Origin of the sequence: Asanoa sp. NPDC049475 (assembly GCF_040676915.1) — a bacterium.
In the GTDB taxonomy this organism is placed as follows: domain Bacteria; phylum Actinomycetota; class Actinomycetes; order Mycobacteriales; family Micromonosporaceae; genus Asanoa.
Map to the genome: position 1 here is coordinate 12,093 of NZ_JBFAPY010000008.1, position 14,497 is coordinate 26,589.

The 14,497-nt window shown below is 71.5% G+C and carries 10 protein-coding genes and 1 pseudogene; 3 read left to right on the forward strand and 8 right to left on the reverse strand.

Annotated elements, in window-relative coordinates:
* Positions 1–63 precede the first annotated feature (63 nt).
* Together AB0J88_RS30210 and AB0J88_RS30215 are read right to left on the reverse strand one after the other, a co-directional pair.
* Entirely contained in the window at positions 64–1,332 is a 1,269-nt protein-coding gene (locus tag AB0J88_RS30210) for a cell wall anchor protein (RefSeq protein WP_364347624.1), read from the reverse strand.
* Positions 1,333–1,524: 192 nt separating this feature from the next.
* The gene (locus AB0J88_RS30215; RefSeq protein WP_364347627.1) at positions 1,525–1,821 is read right to left on the reverse strand and encodes an antibiotic biosynthesis monooxygenase; all 297 of its coding nucleotides are present in this window, start codon (positions 1,819–1,821) and stop codon (positions 1,525–1,527) included.
* Between the two features lie 41 nt (positions 1,822–1,862).
* Here AB0J88_RS30215 and AB0J88_RS30220 point away from each other — a divergent pair, with 41 nt between their 5' ends.
* Together AB0J88_RS30220 and AB0J88_RS30225 are read left to right on the forward strand one after the other, a co-directional pair.
* Positions 1,863–2,264 carry a hypothetical protein gene (locus AB0J88_RS30220; protein WP_364347630.1) on the forward strand — a complete coding sequence of 134 codons (402 nt, stop codon included), beginning with the start codon at positions 1,863–1,865 and terminating at the stop codon, positions 2,262–2,264.
* A gap of 8 nt (positions 2,265–2,272) precedes the next feature.
* Complete coding sequence (locus tag AB0J88_RS30225) at positions 2,273–2,779, forward strand: O-acetyl-ADP-ribose deacetylase (RefSeq protein WP_364347633.1); 507 nt, start codon at positions 2,273–2,275, stop codon at positions 2,777–2,779.
* Here AB0J88_RS30225 and AB0J88_RS30230 read toward each other — a convergent pair.
* A complete protein-coding gene (locus AB0J88_RS30230; protein ID WP_364347636.1) occupies positions 2,776–3,147 on the reverse strand; it encodes a nuclear transport factor 2 family protein in 372 nt (123 codons plus the stop codon). The genes AB0J88_RS30225 and AB0J88_RS30230 overlap by 4 nt on opposite strands.
* A gap of 24 nt (positions 3,148–3,171) precedes the next feature.
* Between AB0J88_RS30230 and AB0J88_RS30235 the strand changes: the two are divergent.
* Positions 3,172–4,101 (forward strand): annotated as a pseudogene (locus AB0J88_RS30235) (RNA polymerase subunit sigma-70); the annotation flags it as partial.
* A 95-nt stretch (positions 4,102–4,196) separates the two neighbouring features.
* Here the strand turns inward: AB0J88_RS30235 and AB0J88_RS30240 are convergent.
* The 5 genes from AB0J88_RS30240 to AB0J88_RS30260 all read right to left on the reverse strand — a co-directional run bounded on the left by AB0J88_RS30240 (position 4,197) and on the right by AB0J88_RS30260 (position 14,452).
* A complete protein-coding gene (locus AB0J88_RS30240) occupies positions 4,197–5,825 on the reverse strand; it encodes a zinc-binding dehydrogenase (protein ID WP_364347639.1) in 1,629 nt (542 codons plus the stop codon).
* Between the two features lie 128 nt (positions 5,826–5,953).
* Positions 5,954–8,401, reverse strand: coding sequence for a M14 family metallopeptidase (locus tag AB0J88_RS30245; protein WP_364347642.1), 2,448 nt, complete (start codon positions 8,399–8,401; stop codon positions 5,954–5,956).
* Positions 8,402–8,584: 183 nt separating this feature from the next.
* Complete coding sequence (locus AB0J88_RS30250) at positions 8,585–9,457, reverse strand: RNA polymerase sigma-70 factor (RefSeq protein WP_364347644.1); 873 nt, start codon at positions 9,455–9,457, stop codon at positions 8,585–8,587.
* Between the two features lie 16 nt (positions 9,458–9,473).
* Positions 9,474–10,676 (reverse strand): FAD-dependent oxidoreductase, encoded by a 1,203-nt coding sequence (locus tag AB0J88_RS30255; protein ID WP_364347647.1) that lies wholly within the window; start codon positions 10,674–10,676, stop codon positions 9,474–9,476.
* Between the two features lie 122 nt (positions 10,677–10,798).
* Positions 10,799–14,452, reverse strand: a complete 3,654-nt coding sequence (locus AB0J88_RS30260; protein ID WP_364347650.1) for a S8 family serine peptidase — start codon at positions 14,450–14,452, stop codon at positions 10,799–10,801.
* Between the last annotated feature and the right edge of the window lie 45 nt (positions 14,453–14,497).

The window sequence follows — 14,497 nt, forward strand, 5'->3', positions numbered from 1 at the left end:
TAGCGCGCCCAGCGGGAATGCGAAGAGGGCCTCGGTTCCGGTCGAGGCCCTCTTCGGGTGTGGTCAGGACGCCAGGCTGAACTCAGAACCGCCCGAGATGGAGCGGGCCGGATCGAGGCTGGTGACCACGGCCTCGGCCCGGTTGGTCGAGCCGCGGTCGCCGATGCCGAGTTGGCCCACTCGGTTCGCGCCCCACGCGAGCACGCCGCCACGGGCGATCGCGAGGCTGTGGCCGCTGTTGCTCGCGCCGTCATAACCGGCGGCGACGGCCGTCACCCTGGTCAGGCCGAGCACGTCGACCGGCGTGAGCCGCGTCGTGTTCGTGCCGTCACCGAGCTGGCCGGACGCGTTGCTGCCCCAGGCCTTGACCCGGCCGTTGGTCAACAGGGCGACGGTGTGGCCGAACCCGCCGTCCAACGACTTGACGCGTACGCCGGTCAGGCCGACGGTCGCGACCGGGCTGGTCTGCGGGCTCACGAAGTTGCCGATGCCGAGCTGGCCGGTGAAGTTCGCACCCCAACCGCGGACCGAGCCGTCGGCCAGCACGGCCAAGCTGTGGAAGAGGCCCGCTCCGATGCTCGTGGCCCGCTGCGGCAGGCCGACCTCGAGTGGCACCGGGTGCGGCCCGTCGTCGGCGTCGCCCTGGCCGAGCTGGCCACGCGTGTTGCTGCCCCAGGCCAGGACGGTGCCGTTGGCCAGCAGTGCCAGGGCGGTGCCCTGACCGGCCGCGATCGCGGTCACCCGGCCGGGCAGGCCGTCCACCTGGACCGGAACGGTCCGGTCGGTGGTGGTGCCGTCGCCGAGCTGGCCGTAGAAGTTCAAGCCCCACGCACGGAGCGTGCCGTCCTCGAGCAGCGCGAGGTTGAAATAGCCGCCGGCGGCGATCGCCTTGACCCCGCTCAGCCCGGCCACGCTGCCCGGGATCGGACGCGAGGTCTGCGTGCCGTCGCCGAGCTGCCCGAACTCGTTGGATCCCCAGGCCTTCACCGTGCCGTTGGACAGCAGGGCGAGGCCGTGCTCGCCGCCGGCGGAGACCGACCGCACGGTGTGCGGGCCGGCCACCGTCACGGCCGTCGGCCGGAACTCCAGGTTCCCGACCGTCCCGATGCCGAGCTGTCCCACAGAGTTGTATCCCCAGGATTCGGCCTGGCTGCCGCGATCACCGCCACCGTCGTGGCCGCCGCCACCACCGCCATGACCGCCGCCACCACCATGGCTGCCGCCATTGGTCGGAGCGGCCTGGGCGGGCGCGCCGAGCACACCCGGCAGGGCGATCAACGCCCCGACAACGACGGCGGCGAGCTGTCGCCGCCGTATGAACATTGCTCGCATGTGGTTTCCCCCCGTTAATGCGAACGCGGGCTGACCGCGCAGAAGCGCAGCTCAGCCACCCTGCGTCACATTACGCACTCCGGCCCCTCCTGAACCGTGAAACCCATTGCCTCCGAGCGGACCGAGCCACCCGGGACGAATCGGGTGCCGGGTACGTCGCCGGGCCGGGGCGAAGGAAACCGAAACAGCGGGTCAGGCGTTCTGGACCACCTCGAACTCGAGCAGCGTCGAGCCGGAGGCGACCGGCTTGGCTCGGGCGCCCGCGTGGGCCTCCTTGGCCGGGCCGTTGGACCATGCTTGGAACGACTCTTCGCTGTCCCACTTCGTGTAGACGAAGTAGCGGGTCTCGCCCGACACCGGGCGCAGCAGTTCGAAGCCGAGGAAGCCCGGCTGGTTCTCCACCGCGTGCAGTCGGGCGGCGAACCGCCGCTCCAGCTCCGGGCCGGCGCCCTCGGGGACCTCGATCGCGTTGATCTTCACTACTGCCATGCGTCTCACCGTAGTCGCGTCGGTGCGACACCATGGCGGGCATGGCGGACGCAGGCAACTACCAGGGCGAGCGGCTGTGGAACGCCGCTGTCGCGGCCTTCGACGGTCTGGACGGCTTCCATGTCGTCGAGCCGCGCCTGGACGCTTGGCGAGGGGCCGGCGTCACCGTGACGAGCGAGACGGTCTCGATCATCGTGGAAGCGGACTGGGTGGAATGCGAGCTCGCGGTGTGGGTCCAGGTCGCGGGTGCGCCTCCGGTGCCGGTCGAGAAGCTGGTCCCCGAGCTGCGGGGCCTCCGGCGGCTGCCGCGTGGCGCGACCCGCGGCGTGCTGCGCAGCCGCCTCGAACAGATCGTGCGTGCGGTCCAGGAACGGGCGCCGGAGGTGCTCGACGGAGGCGAGCCGGCGCTTGCGCGCTTCCGAGATGGCGACAGCGAGTCATGATGGCGAGCGTGGAGATCGAGATTGTCACCGGTGACCTGACCGCCGAGCGGGTGGACGCCATCGTCAACGCGGCGAACTCCTCTCTGTTGGGTGGCGGCGGTGTCGACGGCGCGATCCATCGCAAGGGCGGGCCGGCGATCCTGGAGGAGTGCCGGGCGTTGCGCGCCGGTCACTACGGCAAGGGGCTGGGCGTCGGGCAGGCGGTGGCCACCACCGCCGGTCGCCTCGACGCGCGTTGGGTCATCCACACCGTCGGACCGGTCTGGAGCGAGACCGAGGACCGCTCGCCGCTGCTGCGCGCCTGCTACCGGAACTCGCTCGCCGTCGCGGCCCGACTCGGCGCGCGCTCGGTGGCGTTCCCGCTGATCTCGTCGGGCATCTACCGCTGGCCCAAGCAGGACGCCGCCGCCCAGGCGCTGGCCGTGCTTCGGACGCCACCGCCCGGCATCGAGGTCGTCCGCCTCGTCCTGTTCGACGACGACACCAGGCGCGCCGCTGAACGGGCGTTGAGCTAACGGCCCTGCTGTCGGCGGCGGAACTCCTCGAACGGCAGCCGGTCGAAGACGAACCGGTTGTAAACGATCTTGCCCGCCCGGACCGTCAGGCATTCGGCTGCCGGCGCGCTCGCGGCCGGGATCGTCTCCGTGTCGTACATGAGCAGGGCCGTCTCCTCGTCCCCGAAAGCGGCGATCAGCTCCGCGCGGACCAGGAACCGCTCGGCGAAAGGACGCAGAAACTCGCGGTACGCCGGGGCGCCGGTGAGTCGCCCGGCCGGCGCGTCGAGCACGACGTCGTCCGCGATGTAGGCCATCGCCGCCGTCAGGTCCTTGCTGGTCCAGGCGCGGTGGTGGGACAGGGCGATCTGCAATGCTGAACTGGTCATGCCTGTAACGACACCGACGACGCGGCGAACGGAACGGCTGTGACGCAGGCCACTTTCGAGGATCTGGTCGCGACGCACCGGCGTGAGCTGTTGGTGCACTGCTACCGCCTCCTGGGCTCGCTGACCGACGCCGAGGACGTGCTCCAGGAGACGCTGCTGGCGGCCTGGCGTGGCCTGGACGGATTCGAGGGCCGCGCGTCCGTGCGGTCCTGGCTCTACCGGATCGCCACCAACCGCTGCCTCAACGCGCTGCGCGACCGCGGTCGACGGATCCCGGCCGAGCCGACGCCGCCGTTCGAGCCTCCCGAGCCCAGCCGGCGCGGTGACGTGACCTGGCTGCAGCCGTACCCGGACGCCTTGTTGCCGGACACCGATCCCGGTCCCGAAGCGCGCTACACCAACCGGGAGGCGATCGAACTGGCCTTCATCGCCGCGGTGCAGCGGCTCACTCCCCGGCAGGCCGCGGTGCTGGTGCTCTGCGACGTGCTGGGTTACCCGCTCGCCGCGGTCGCGCCCATGCTCGACACCACGCCGACCGCGGTCAAAGGCCTGCTCCAGCGGGCACGGGGCGCGATGGAACGACACCGCGAGGCGCCTCCCGCACCCGGGTCCACAGCGGAACGCCGGCTGGTCGACCGCTTCGCCGAGGCCTTCGCCGGCGACGACATCGACACGTTGGTCAGCCTGCTCACCGACGAGGCGTGGCTGGCGATGCCGCCGGCTCCGCACGAGTACCACGGCCCGGCGGCGATCGCCGCGTTCCTGCGGGCCAGCGCCGCCTGGCGGCGAAGCCAAGGGCTACGGATCCGGCTGCGCCCCACGCGCATGAACGGCCAGCCCGCGTTCACGTCGCGGCTCGTCGGAACCGCCTTCGAGCGACCCGGCGGGCTGGTGGTGCTCACGCCGACCGGCGACCGCCTGCGCGGCATGACGTTGTTCCTCCACGACATCTGACTCCGCTTCGCCCACGTGCTGCGCGGGCGCGGCGGTGGGCGAAGCGGCATCGCAGCGGCGATGGGCACCCTCGGGCACCCTCGGACCTGAAACCGTCAGATCAGCCGGCGGAACAACTCCTCCTCGGCGGCCTGGGTCCAGTGGATGCGGTCCAGGTGCTCACCGACCTCGGGCAGCACGCCGCGTAGCGCGATCAGCGCCGTCAGCGGCAGCGGCTCCCGCAGGTTCGGGAAGATGACGACCTTGCCGCCGAAGCGCCCTTCGGCGACCGCTCGCAGCGCGTCCGGCGCCGCGTCCAGCCCGCCGATCGCCGCCACCGACCGGTTCGGCTGGAGCGCGCCGCTCTCGATGCGGTCGCGGGCCTGGCACAGATCGGCCACCGAGGAACCGCTCGTCCCGACGGCGCGCACGCCGCGGTGCGCGACCGCGGTCAGGTCCCACGCGCAGCGGGTGCCGCGGGGGAGTCCCGCGAACAGGTTGATCACTCCGCCGTCGGCCAGGTGCTCGAACGCCGTCTCGACGGCCGTCGGGGCCGGTGCCGTCACCACGACGTCGTCGAACCCGAGCCCGCCCGTCGCGTCCAGGAGCCCCTTCGCCAGGGTCTCGGCGTTGCCGCACTCCCGCTCGGACAGGAACGTGAGCACGCCCGGCGCGATCCGCTCGAACCCGCGCCGCGCGCGCCCGCTGCGGTCCGTCGCCACGATGGTCGTCGGCGCGCCGTCCCGCTGGAGCGCGCGCCGCAGGTGCATCCGGCCCATCGGACCGCCGGCCCCCACGACCCAGAGACGGCCGCCGGGGGTGAGCTGGGTGCGGATCGGCGCGTACGCGGACGCGATGTCGCTTCGCCCGGTGCCGAACAGGGCCAGGCCGTCGTAGTGCAACCGGCCGACGTCGACCCGCACGTGGTGGGGCAGCGGATCGGTGGTGACCAGGGCGCAGGTGCCGTGCGGCGCCAGCGCTTCGATGGCGTGCTCGACGCGCTCGGGCTCCGGGCCGAGCACGACGACGTCGTCCACGGCGTCCTCCGGCGCCCCGGCGACGACCTCCACCCCGGCGGCGTGCGCCCAGGCGCGTACCCGATCGGCGAACGCGGTGTCGCGGACGTCGAGGTGCACCCGGCGTGGACGCCAGGCGGCCGCGTCGCCGAGCTCCGCCCCGGCGCCGTCGCCGGTCAGCCAGAGCGTGCCGCCGGCGAGCCAGGTGGTGCGGTAGGCGACGGAGTAGGAGGCCTCGACGCAGGCCCACGGCTCGACGAGCGCGGCCTCGGCGTAGCCCATGCCCGACCGTACCGGCACGAGGAAGGGCAGCACGTCCGACCCGAGCACGGCGTACTGGGCGAGGCCGCCGCGCAGGTCGTACCCGTAGCAACGGGTGACCCCGCCGGCGGTCATCGTGGCCTGGACGATGAAGCGGTCGCCGGGCGCGTAGGCGTCCCGCAGTGCCGGACCGACGGCCGCCACCGTGAGGCACACCTCGTGGCCGGGAACGACCGGAAACTCGCGGACCCGCGGATGGTCGAGCCCGAGCCGCGCGATCCTGGCGTCGGACACGCTCAACCCGACGGCGTCGTGCCGCACGAGCAACTCGTCGGTCCCGGGCACCGGCAGCGGCTCACCGACCGGCTCCTCCAGATCGGACAGTCCAGGCCCGGTCAGCCGCCAGACCCGGTGTTCCGTGGGCAGCGGCCCGGCCACTGCGCGGTAGTCATCGAGAAGATCCCCCATGCGCGGACGGTAGTTGATCCGGGGGATCGGGGACCGGAACGCCGGAAAATTGCGTTCGATCGGGTCCCCGGAGACGGCACCGCCGCCAGGACCATGGGCTGTCCTGGCGGCGGGCCGTACGCGGGGTGCTAGCGGATCGTGATCGTTGCCTTGCGGTAGTTCTTGCCGTTCTTGTCGGGGTCGTAGTTGCCCTCGACGTTGCCGGCGGCGTCGACCGAGAACCAGTGGAACGTGGTCGTCTCGGTCACGTGGAAGATCTGGCCCGGCTCCCGGAACTCCGTCGCCTCGTAGCGGGGCGAGTCGAGCGTGGGCCGGCTGCCGTCGGTCGTGTAGTAGATCGTCGCCGGCTCGTTCGTCTCGAAGTGCACGTCGACGGGCCGGGTGAACGTGCCGCTGTCGGGGACGAGGGTGGACTTCGGGTCCTTCTTGTCCTTGCCCCAGTCCGCGGCGACCCGGAACATCTCCATGAGGCCGTTCGCGTACTCCATCGTCTCGGAGTGGCCGCTGACCAGGTTCGGGTCGCCCTCCCACACCGGCTGGAACGAGCCGCCCTGCCAGTTGCCGGTGGCCGGGTTGTAGACCGAGCCGCCGACCTCCCAACCGAAGGCGAAGATGCCGTACGTGTGGTAGAGGTCCTCACGCACGTTGCCGGCCGACGAGTAGAGGACGTCCGACGAGCCGCCCACGTTCTCCGGGGTGACAACCGTCTCGCGGTACGCCTTCACCTGGGACAGGATCCGGCCGGCCGACTGCCAGTAGAACGCCTCGTCACCCAGCGGCGGGCGCGGCGTGGTGATCCGGCCGTCCGCGATGTAGGCGCCCGGCTGCCAGAACAGCTGGCCGCCGTTGGAGTGCACCGACATCATGAACTTGATGTTCTGGAACTTCTCGACCAGCCAGATGATGTTCTTCGACTCCGGCTCGGACAGCTCCGCCGGACCCTGGTACGTCCCGCTGGTGCAGGTCGACGACGCGCCGTCGTAGCCGTCGAAGCCCGAACCGACCCGGTAGTTGCGGTTGAGGTCGACGCCCCACGAGTCACGGCGACCCGGGTCGTCGTTCGCGTCCTCGCAGTGGTTGGTCATGTTCTTCCGCTGCGAGGCGAAGTTGTAGAAGCTGTAGTTCGCCCCGTCAGGGTTGTTGGAGAGGATGAAGAAGACGTCGGTGTTGTTGACGATCTTTTTCGTCTCCTGGTCGGTCCGGTAGTTCCGCACCAGCCGCTCGGCGGCCTCCAGCGAGGCCGTCGCCGGCACCCACTCGCGTGCGTGGTCCTGCGCCTGGATCAGGACGCCGGGCTTGCTCATGTCGCGGTGCTTGCCGATCCGCAGGACGGGGATCGTCTTCGGACCGCGCGGCACCTCGCCCTCCGGCGCGCCGACGCGCTTCTGGTCGAGGGAGTCCGTCAGCTTGACCGGGCTCGGCGTCGCGGCGACGATGCCGGTGCCCGCGTTGGTGCGGTACGGGTGCGCCCGGTCGACCAGGCCCTGCGACTGGGTCTCCAGCGCCGTCGACACCTGCGCGGCGGTGCTGGACACGGCCCCGTCGGCGTTCGTGGCGAGCAGGACGCGGATGGCCTTGCCGGTCACCTCGACACCGAGCGGCAGGTTCGCACCCGATCGCTCGACGAACTCGACGGTGATGTCGTTGCCGCCCTGGTGACCCCACGCCGCCGAGCTCAGCACGACCGCGGACTGACCGGTGCCACCGATCTGGGCCTGCGCCTTGCGCTGGTAGCCGTTGGTCCGGTTCGGCAGGTAGATGATCTCGGCGATGTCCGGGTACTGGTCCGCGATCTCCTCCGCGCGGGAGTAAAGCTGCTGCGGGTGCTTGTAGCCGTCGATGAAGTTGGACTTGTAGCCCGGACGGTCCGTCAGCGGCGGAGGAGCGTTCTCGAGCCAGTCGGAGACCTTGCCGACGGCGACGCCGCCCGTCGAGCTGGTGACCCTGATCTCGTGGGGACGGGTGTCCAGCTTGAACAGGTTCCGATGGAACATGTACTCGCCGGAGTCGACGAACCGGCTCATCGTGCGGGCGTAGCCCCAGTCGGTGGCCTTGCCCGAGTCGTTCTCGAGCTGCATGCCGACGATCGGGTCGGTCTGCGCGCCTTCGGTGGTGCGGGCCTCGACGTAGAGGAAGCCCTGGCCCTTCGTGGTGAACCAGTCGGCGCGTACGACCCGCACCGTCTCCTCGTGGTTGAGGGTCTGCACGGACCGCGCGCTGGCGGAGGCGCCGGCGATGCCGCCGTCGGCGACCTCGGGCCACTCGAAGCCCTCGTTGTCGGCGAGGATCTTGACGCCCATCGCCTTGAGCTTGGCGACGTCCTCGGGGGTCGCGAAGACCTCGCCCTCGATGCCGTTCGGCACCCGCTCGAGGCCGTGCTCGATGTCGAAGCCGGCGTCGTTCACCTTGTTGAGCAGGGCGGCGCCGGACAGCTCGATCCGGACGAGGCGCGCCCCGTCCTGGTTCTGCGCGGAGGTGGTCGGGTCCGCGCCGGCGGACGGTGTTGCGATGAGGACACTGCTGGCCACCAGGGCCGGCAAAGCGAGAAGTGCGATCCGCAGCCGTCTGCGTCGCATGCTTCCTCCTTCTAAAAGGACACCTCGTCACGACGCCGCCTGGGTACGGCAAAGCAGCCTCGACCACAGGGGTCGGGGCTGTCCGTGAGCGAGCTGGGTCTGATCAGCGTATGTGTATCTCTCACTCCCGCGACGGCGCGCGGAGGATCTTGAGTATTACTTGAGCTGGGGAGACGACCGGGGTCAGCGCAGGGTGAGTGGGGTCAAGGACTCCACGCGGGAGAGTTTCTCCGGGTTTCGGACGTAGTAGATGCCCGTGACGCGGCCCTGCTCGACGCGCAGGGCTGCTACTCCGTCGAGCTCGCCGTCCAGCCTGAACAGCAGCGCCGGGTTTCCGTTGATGACCGTCGGCTCGACCGTGAGGGTGCCGCCGACCTTGCGCATGCTGCCGACGAAGAAGCGGATCGCCTTCTCCGCTCCCACGACCGGGCGCAGGGCCGCCAGTTTCAGGCCGCCGCCGTCGCTGACCACGACCACGTCGGGGGCCAGCACGTTGAGCAGCGCCTGCAGGTCGTTGGTCTCCACCGCGTGCTGGAACGCCGCCAGGGCCGCCCGTTGCTCGCCGGGGGACACCGTCGCTCGGGGGCGGCGGGCGTCGACGTGGCGGCGGGCGCGGTGGGCGATCTGGCGTACCGCCGTCGCGCTCTTGTCGACCGCTTCCGCGATCTCGTCGTAGCCGACGTCGAAGACCTCGCGCAGCACGAAGACGGCGCGTTCGGTCGGTGACAGCGTCTCAAGGACGAGCATCATCGCCATCGACACGCGCTCCGACAGGTCGGCGTCGTCGGCCGTGTGCAACGGCTCCGGCAGCCACGAGCCGACATACGCCTCCCGGCGCCGCTGGTTGGTGCGGATGCGGTTGAGCGACTGCCGGGTGGTGATCCGGATCAGGTACGCGCGCTGGTCGCGTACCTGATCCAGATCGACCTTGGCCCACCGGAGCCAGGTCTCCTGCAGCACGTCCTCCGCGTCGGCCGCCGATCCGAGGATCTCGTACGCGACGGTGAACAGCAGGTTCCGGTGCGCGAGGAAGGCGTCGGTAGCCGGGTCACTCATCTCCGCACCCTTGTCCTCACGCCGGCTGGCCACTGACCTCCGGGGACTCGTCGGCCCTGGCGCGCAGCACCCTCGGCCGTTCGCGGTCCTTGAACCAGAGGTTGAACCGGCCGGGCCGGCGTGCCTCCTGCGAGAGCTGCCAGACGGTGCTCTTGCACACGCCTTCCTTGAGCATCGCCATGCCCCGGTTGCCCAGGACGAACACACCGGTCACGGTGTCGTCCCTCCGAGCGTACTGGACGACCCCGCCGCGCCGGCCCAGGCTGATGCACTGGCCGAAGAGCCCGACCTCGAACCGGGCCGGCTGCTTGCCGGCGATGCGGCTGAGCACCGTCTCGGCGGCCTGCGGGCCGATCTGCATCGCGGACTGGCAGCTCATCCGCACCGGCAGGTTCGACGGTGACGCCGAGTCGCCCGCCGCGATGACGCGCGGGTCGTCCACGCTGGTCAGCGTCTCGTCGGTGAGCAGGCGACCCACCGCGTCGGTGCTGAGTCCGCTGCGGGCGGCCAGGTCCGGCACGCCGAAGCCGGCGGTCCAGATGGTCACGGCGCTGGGCAGGTCCCGACCGTCGGCGAGCTGGACCGCGTCCCGGGTCACGCCCGTCACCGTCGCGCCGGGGCCTTCGACCAGGGTCACACCGAGCTTGACGAGCCGTGCGGCCACCGCCTTCCGCGTGCGCGGGTGCAGGTAAGCTCCGAACGTCCGTCCACACACGAGCGTCACTGTGCGACCCAGCTCCCCGAGCTCGGAGGCGGTCTCGATGCCGGTCGACCCGGCACCCACCACGGTCACCGGGGCCGACGCCGCCGCGGCCGCGAAGACCGGGCGCAGGCGCTGGGCGTCCTCCAGGGTGGAGATGGGATACGCGTACTCCGCCGCACCGGGCACGGTCGGCTCGGCACTGCCGCTGCCCACCGCGTAGACGAGGTAGTCGTAGTCGAGCGCGTCGCCGCTCGCCAGCGACACCCGCCGGGCGGCCGGGTCGATCAGCGTCACGGTGTCGACCACGAGCCCGACGCGGCGGCCCAGGATCTCCTGGTAGTCGACGACCGCGTCGTCCGACCCGCCGACGAGCTGGTGCAGGCGGATCCGTTCGACGAACGCCGGGCGAGGATTGATCAGGGTCACGCTGACGTCGTCGCGCTGCGTCAGCCGGTTCGCCGCCATCACGCCGGCGTATCCGCCGCCGATCACGATGACCTTGGTGTGCTCAGGCATTGGCCTCTCCTTCTCCGTGAAGGTGTGACCACGAGACACCGCTCGTCCGGCCGTCTGTGACGGTCAGTGGTCCAGTTCACTGGCCGGGCGGCCCGCCCCTGGTGGAGGCGGGCCGCACGGGGCTAGCGGAGGCCGACGGCGCGGATGATCGTCTGGGTGACGGAGTTGCCGGCGGAGTCGCCGGCGGTCACCCGGAGCGACGCGAACCGCGCCTTCTTCGGAGCGTCGAAGCGGGACGAGAGCCGGCTCCAGGTCCGGCCGTCGTCGTAGGAGACCTCGACCCGGGGTGAGCGAGGCGTGCCGCCGCCACCGACCGACACCGGGGTCAGGCCGACGGAGACGGGTGCGCGGGTCTCGACAATGACTCCGACCGTCGAGTCCCGGCGCACGAACCCGGCGGCGTCCGGGTCCACGGCGTACCGGATCTGCAGGAGCGGCAGCAGATCCCGCTGGCCGGGAACCTTCGGCGCCGCCGAGGTGAACCTCCACTCCGTGGTGGTCGACGACGAGTACGGGCTGATGGTCGCGTCGCGCTGGTTGGTGACCACCAGGCGGTACGGCAGCGGGCCGGCGCTGGGAGCGGTGGGATAGAAGACGAGCCCGTTGTCGGACCGGCCCAGCAGCGTGTCGCCCTGGTAGAGGACAACGCTCTGGCTCGCGTGCTGCTGGTCCGAGATCGCCCCGACGTGGTCGGCGTTGCCGTAGCCCGGCAGGTCGATCCGCATCTCGTTGTCCGTACGCGTGGGGCCGAGGTAGTTGTTGTTCAGGTAGGGCCGCTGGATCGGCGTGAACCACTTGTCGCTCGACACGCTGCCGGCCCGGTACGTCCGCCGGACGCCGTACTGGCCCGACACTCCGTCGTAGACCTCGTGACCCCATCGGTTCGCGCCGTCGGTGGTGACCCAGTCCGTGCGGTGCCCGCTGGCGGCCATGGCGACGTAGTTCCCGATGCCCCATTCCGTGTACGCCGGGAAGTCGTACCGCCATTCCTGGCCCTGACCGCTGGGCACGAGGCCGGCGAACGTCTGGTCGATGCGCGCGAGGTTCCTGTTCGAAGCCTGCACGAGCATGTTTCGCGGCACCTCGTTGTGCCAGGTGTGCGCGAGGTCGTACACGTAGGCCGGCGCCGGATGTGACTCCGCCCGCAGCGTCGCGTGGCGCTGCCGGGCCTGGGCGATCAGCTTCTCGCCCTCGTCGACGCCCACGAGCGCGACGTCGAGCGCGTCCGTCCCGAAGTACAGGCTCTCCCGGCCGGGCCGGTCGTTGGCCACGAGCAGGAGCTTGGCGCCTGCGTCGGCCGCCGCCCGGGCGAGCACGTCCGGGGTCACCGAGTCGCTGCGCCGGACGACCACGGCCTTGCCCCGAGCCCGGACACCGGCGTAGTCCGACGGCGCACCGGCACCCGCGAAGACGAGCGGCAGGGTCCGGGTGCCGTCGGGCAGTGCGGCGACGGCCCGCTGCCGCACGACGTCGGTGTAGTCGGTGCCCCGGACGGACACCGCCAACGCCGGCTGTTCCTTGCGCCAGCGCGCACCGACCAGGAAGTCGCCGTGCGTCACCTTGCCCTGCGGCTGGATCCAGAGGCTGTCGACGTCCATGCCGGCGAGACCGAAGTCGTGCAGGCGGCCGTCCGCGTGGAGCATCCGCGAGTACTCGAGCCGCTGGTAGGTCGCCACGCTGCGCTGCGGGGTGGTCTCGTCGACCAGCCTGACCTTGGCCGCGTCCAGCGTGACCGTTCGGTCGCCGTCGAGCGTGAAGTCGGGGTCGCCGACCAGCGCGAGTCCCTTCGAGGTCGGGCCGTGACGGCCCGGCACGGCCACGAAGCCGAGTGCCGAGTACTGGTCGTCCGGCGTGTAGAAGCTCGCCGTGCCGTCGATCGCGAGCAGGATCGGGTTCGGGTCGCCGGCCCGCAGCGCGATGACGAACGCCCACGCGGGCCGGCCCGCCGCGTCCTTGACGTCGATGGTCAGTCGGTGGGCCAGCGCGCCGACCGAGACCGCGGTGTGCGCGGCGAGCGCGCCGTCCGGCCCGGTGGCCAGGATCTGGGCGCTGAACCCGGTGGACCCACGCGGCGCCTTGCGGGGGTCGATGGTCACGGTGACCGTCGCGGTCCGGTGCGCGGGCACGGTGACCTCGCTGCCGGAGAGCGTGAACATCCCGGCCGGTACGCCCGACGCCACGATCGACAGGTCGAGCGTCACGGGAGCGGAGCCGAGGTTGGTGTACGTGACCGGGCGGCTGACCGGGCCGGACGCGCTCTGCCCGGCCGACGCCGTCGCCGACGCGAAGACCCCGGCGCGAGCCGCGGAGGCCACGTCCACGCGGCCGCTGCCCGCCTGGAACGCGTTGTACTCGGGAGTCCGCTTGGCGGTGCTGGTCAGCAGGTCCTTGAGCTGGGCGCCGGTGAGCTCGGGGTGCTGGGCGGCGAGCAGCGCGGCGGCGCCGACCACGTGCGGCGTCGCCATCGACGTGCCGCTCATGGTCAGGTAGGGGCCTTCCCCTTCGGACATGTACTGCGACCGCGCGGCCAGGACCTCCACGCCGGGTGCCGTGAGCTCCGGCTTGAGCGCGCCGTCACCGACCCGGGGACCCTGGCTCGAGAACTCGGCGAGGTGGTCACCGCTGTCCACGGCGCCGACGGTGAGAGCGGCGTCGGCGGCACCCGGCGAGCTGACGGTGCCGGACCCGGCGGTGTTGCCCGCCGCGATCACGAACAGCGCGCCGGTCTGCGCGCTGAGCCGGTTCACCGCCTGCGACATCGGGTCCGTGCCGTCGGACGGCTCCTGCGTGCCCAGGCTCATGTTGATGATCTTGGCGTGCTGGTCGACCGCGGCCCACTCCATGCCGGCCAGCACCTGGGAGTCGGTGCCGGAGCCCGAGTTGGCCAGCACCTTGCCGATGTGGAGGCGAGCGCCCGGTGCGACACCCTTCTCGGTGCCGCCGGACGCCGCGCCCGTGCCCGCGATGGTGGAGGCGACGTGGGTGCCGTGGCCGCGGACGTCCTTGACGTCCTCGCCCTCGACGAAGCTGCGCGCCTCGACGATGCGTCCCGCCAGATCGGGGTGGCCCTCGTCCACGCCGGTGTCGAGGACCGCGACGTCGACCCCCTGCCCGGTGTCACCGCCGGCCCAGACCTCTGGTGCGCCGATCTGCGCCACCGACTCGGCCAGGTCCGGGTAGACCTTGCCGTCGAGCCAGATCTGCTTGATGCCGTTGGCGAACGCCGGTGCCGCGCTGCCCGCCGCGAACGCCGCCGGTGTCCCGCTAGTGGCCGCCGCCCAGAAGTCCCGTGCGCGCGCGTGGTCCGCGGTCACGGCGGCGCCGTCCACGCTCGTGAGGCTCCGCACCACCGTCGAGCCCGGCAGCGCGGCGTTCGCGCGGAGCCCGGCCGACGAGCTGGCGTAGGAGACGATCAGCGGCAGGTCGTCGCGGTGCGCGTCGTCGTAGCCGGCGGCGATCAGGTCGGTGACGTTGAAGAGCCGCCTGTCGAGCACGCCCTTGCCGAGATAGGACGCCGCCGAGTTCGGGAAGACATAGACGTCTCCAGCCGACTCCAGGATCCGTGCGTCCGCGGGTCCGCCGTCCGGCCCCTTGACCGAGATCGTCCCTCCGCTGTCGCCGGGGTCACCGGCCGCGTTCACCGTGACGACATCGCCGGTGATCAGAGTGAGCGTGTGGGTGGCCGCGGCCGACCCCCCGGGTGCGGCCGAGGCCGGACCGGCGATCATGATGGAGTGGAGCGACGACGCGAGGCACGCGGCCGTCGCGATGGCCATGACCCGACGTGTACGTGAGGTTCTCAACGGCGGGATTCCTTTCTG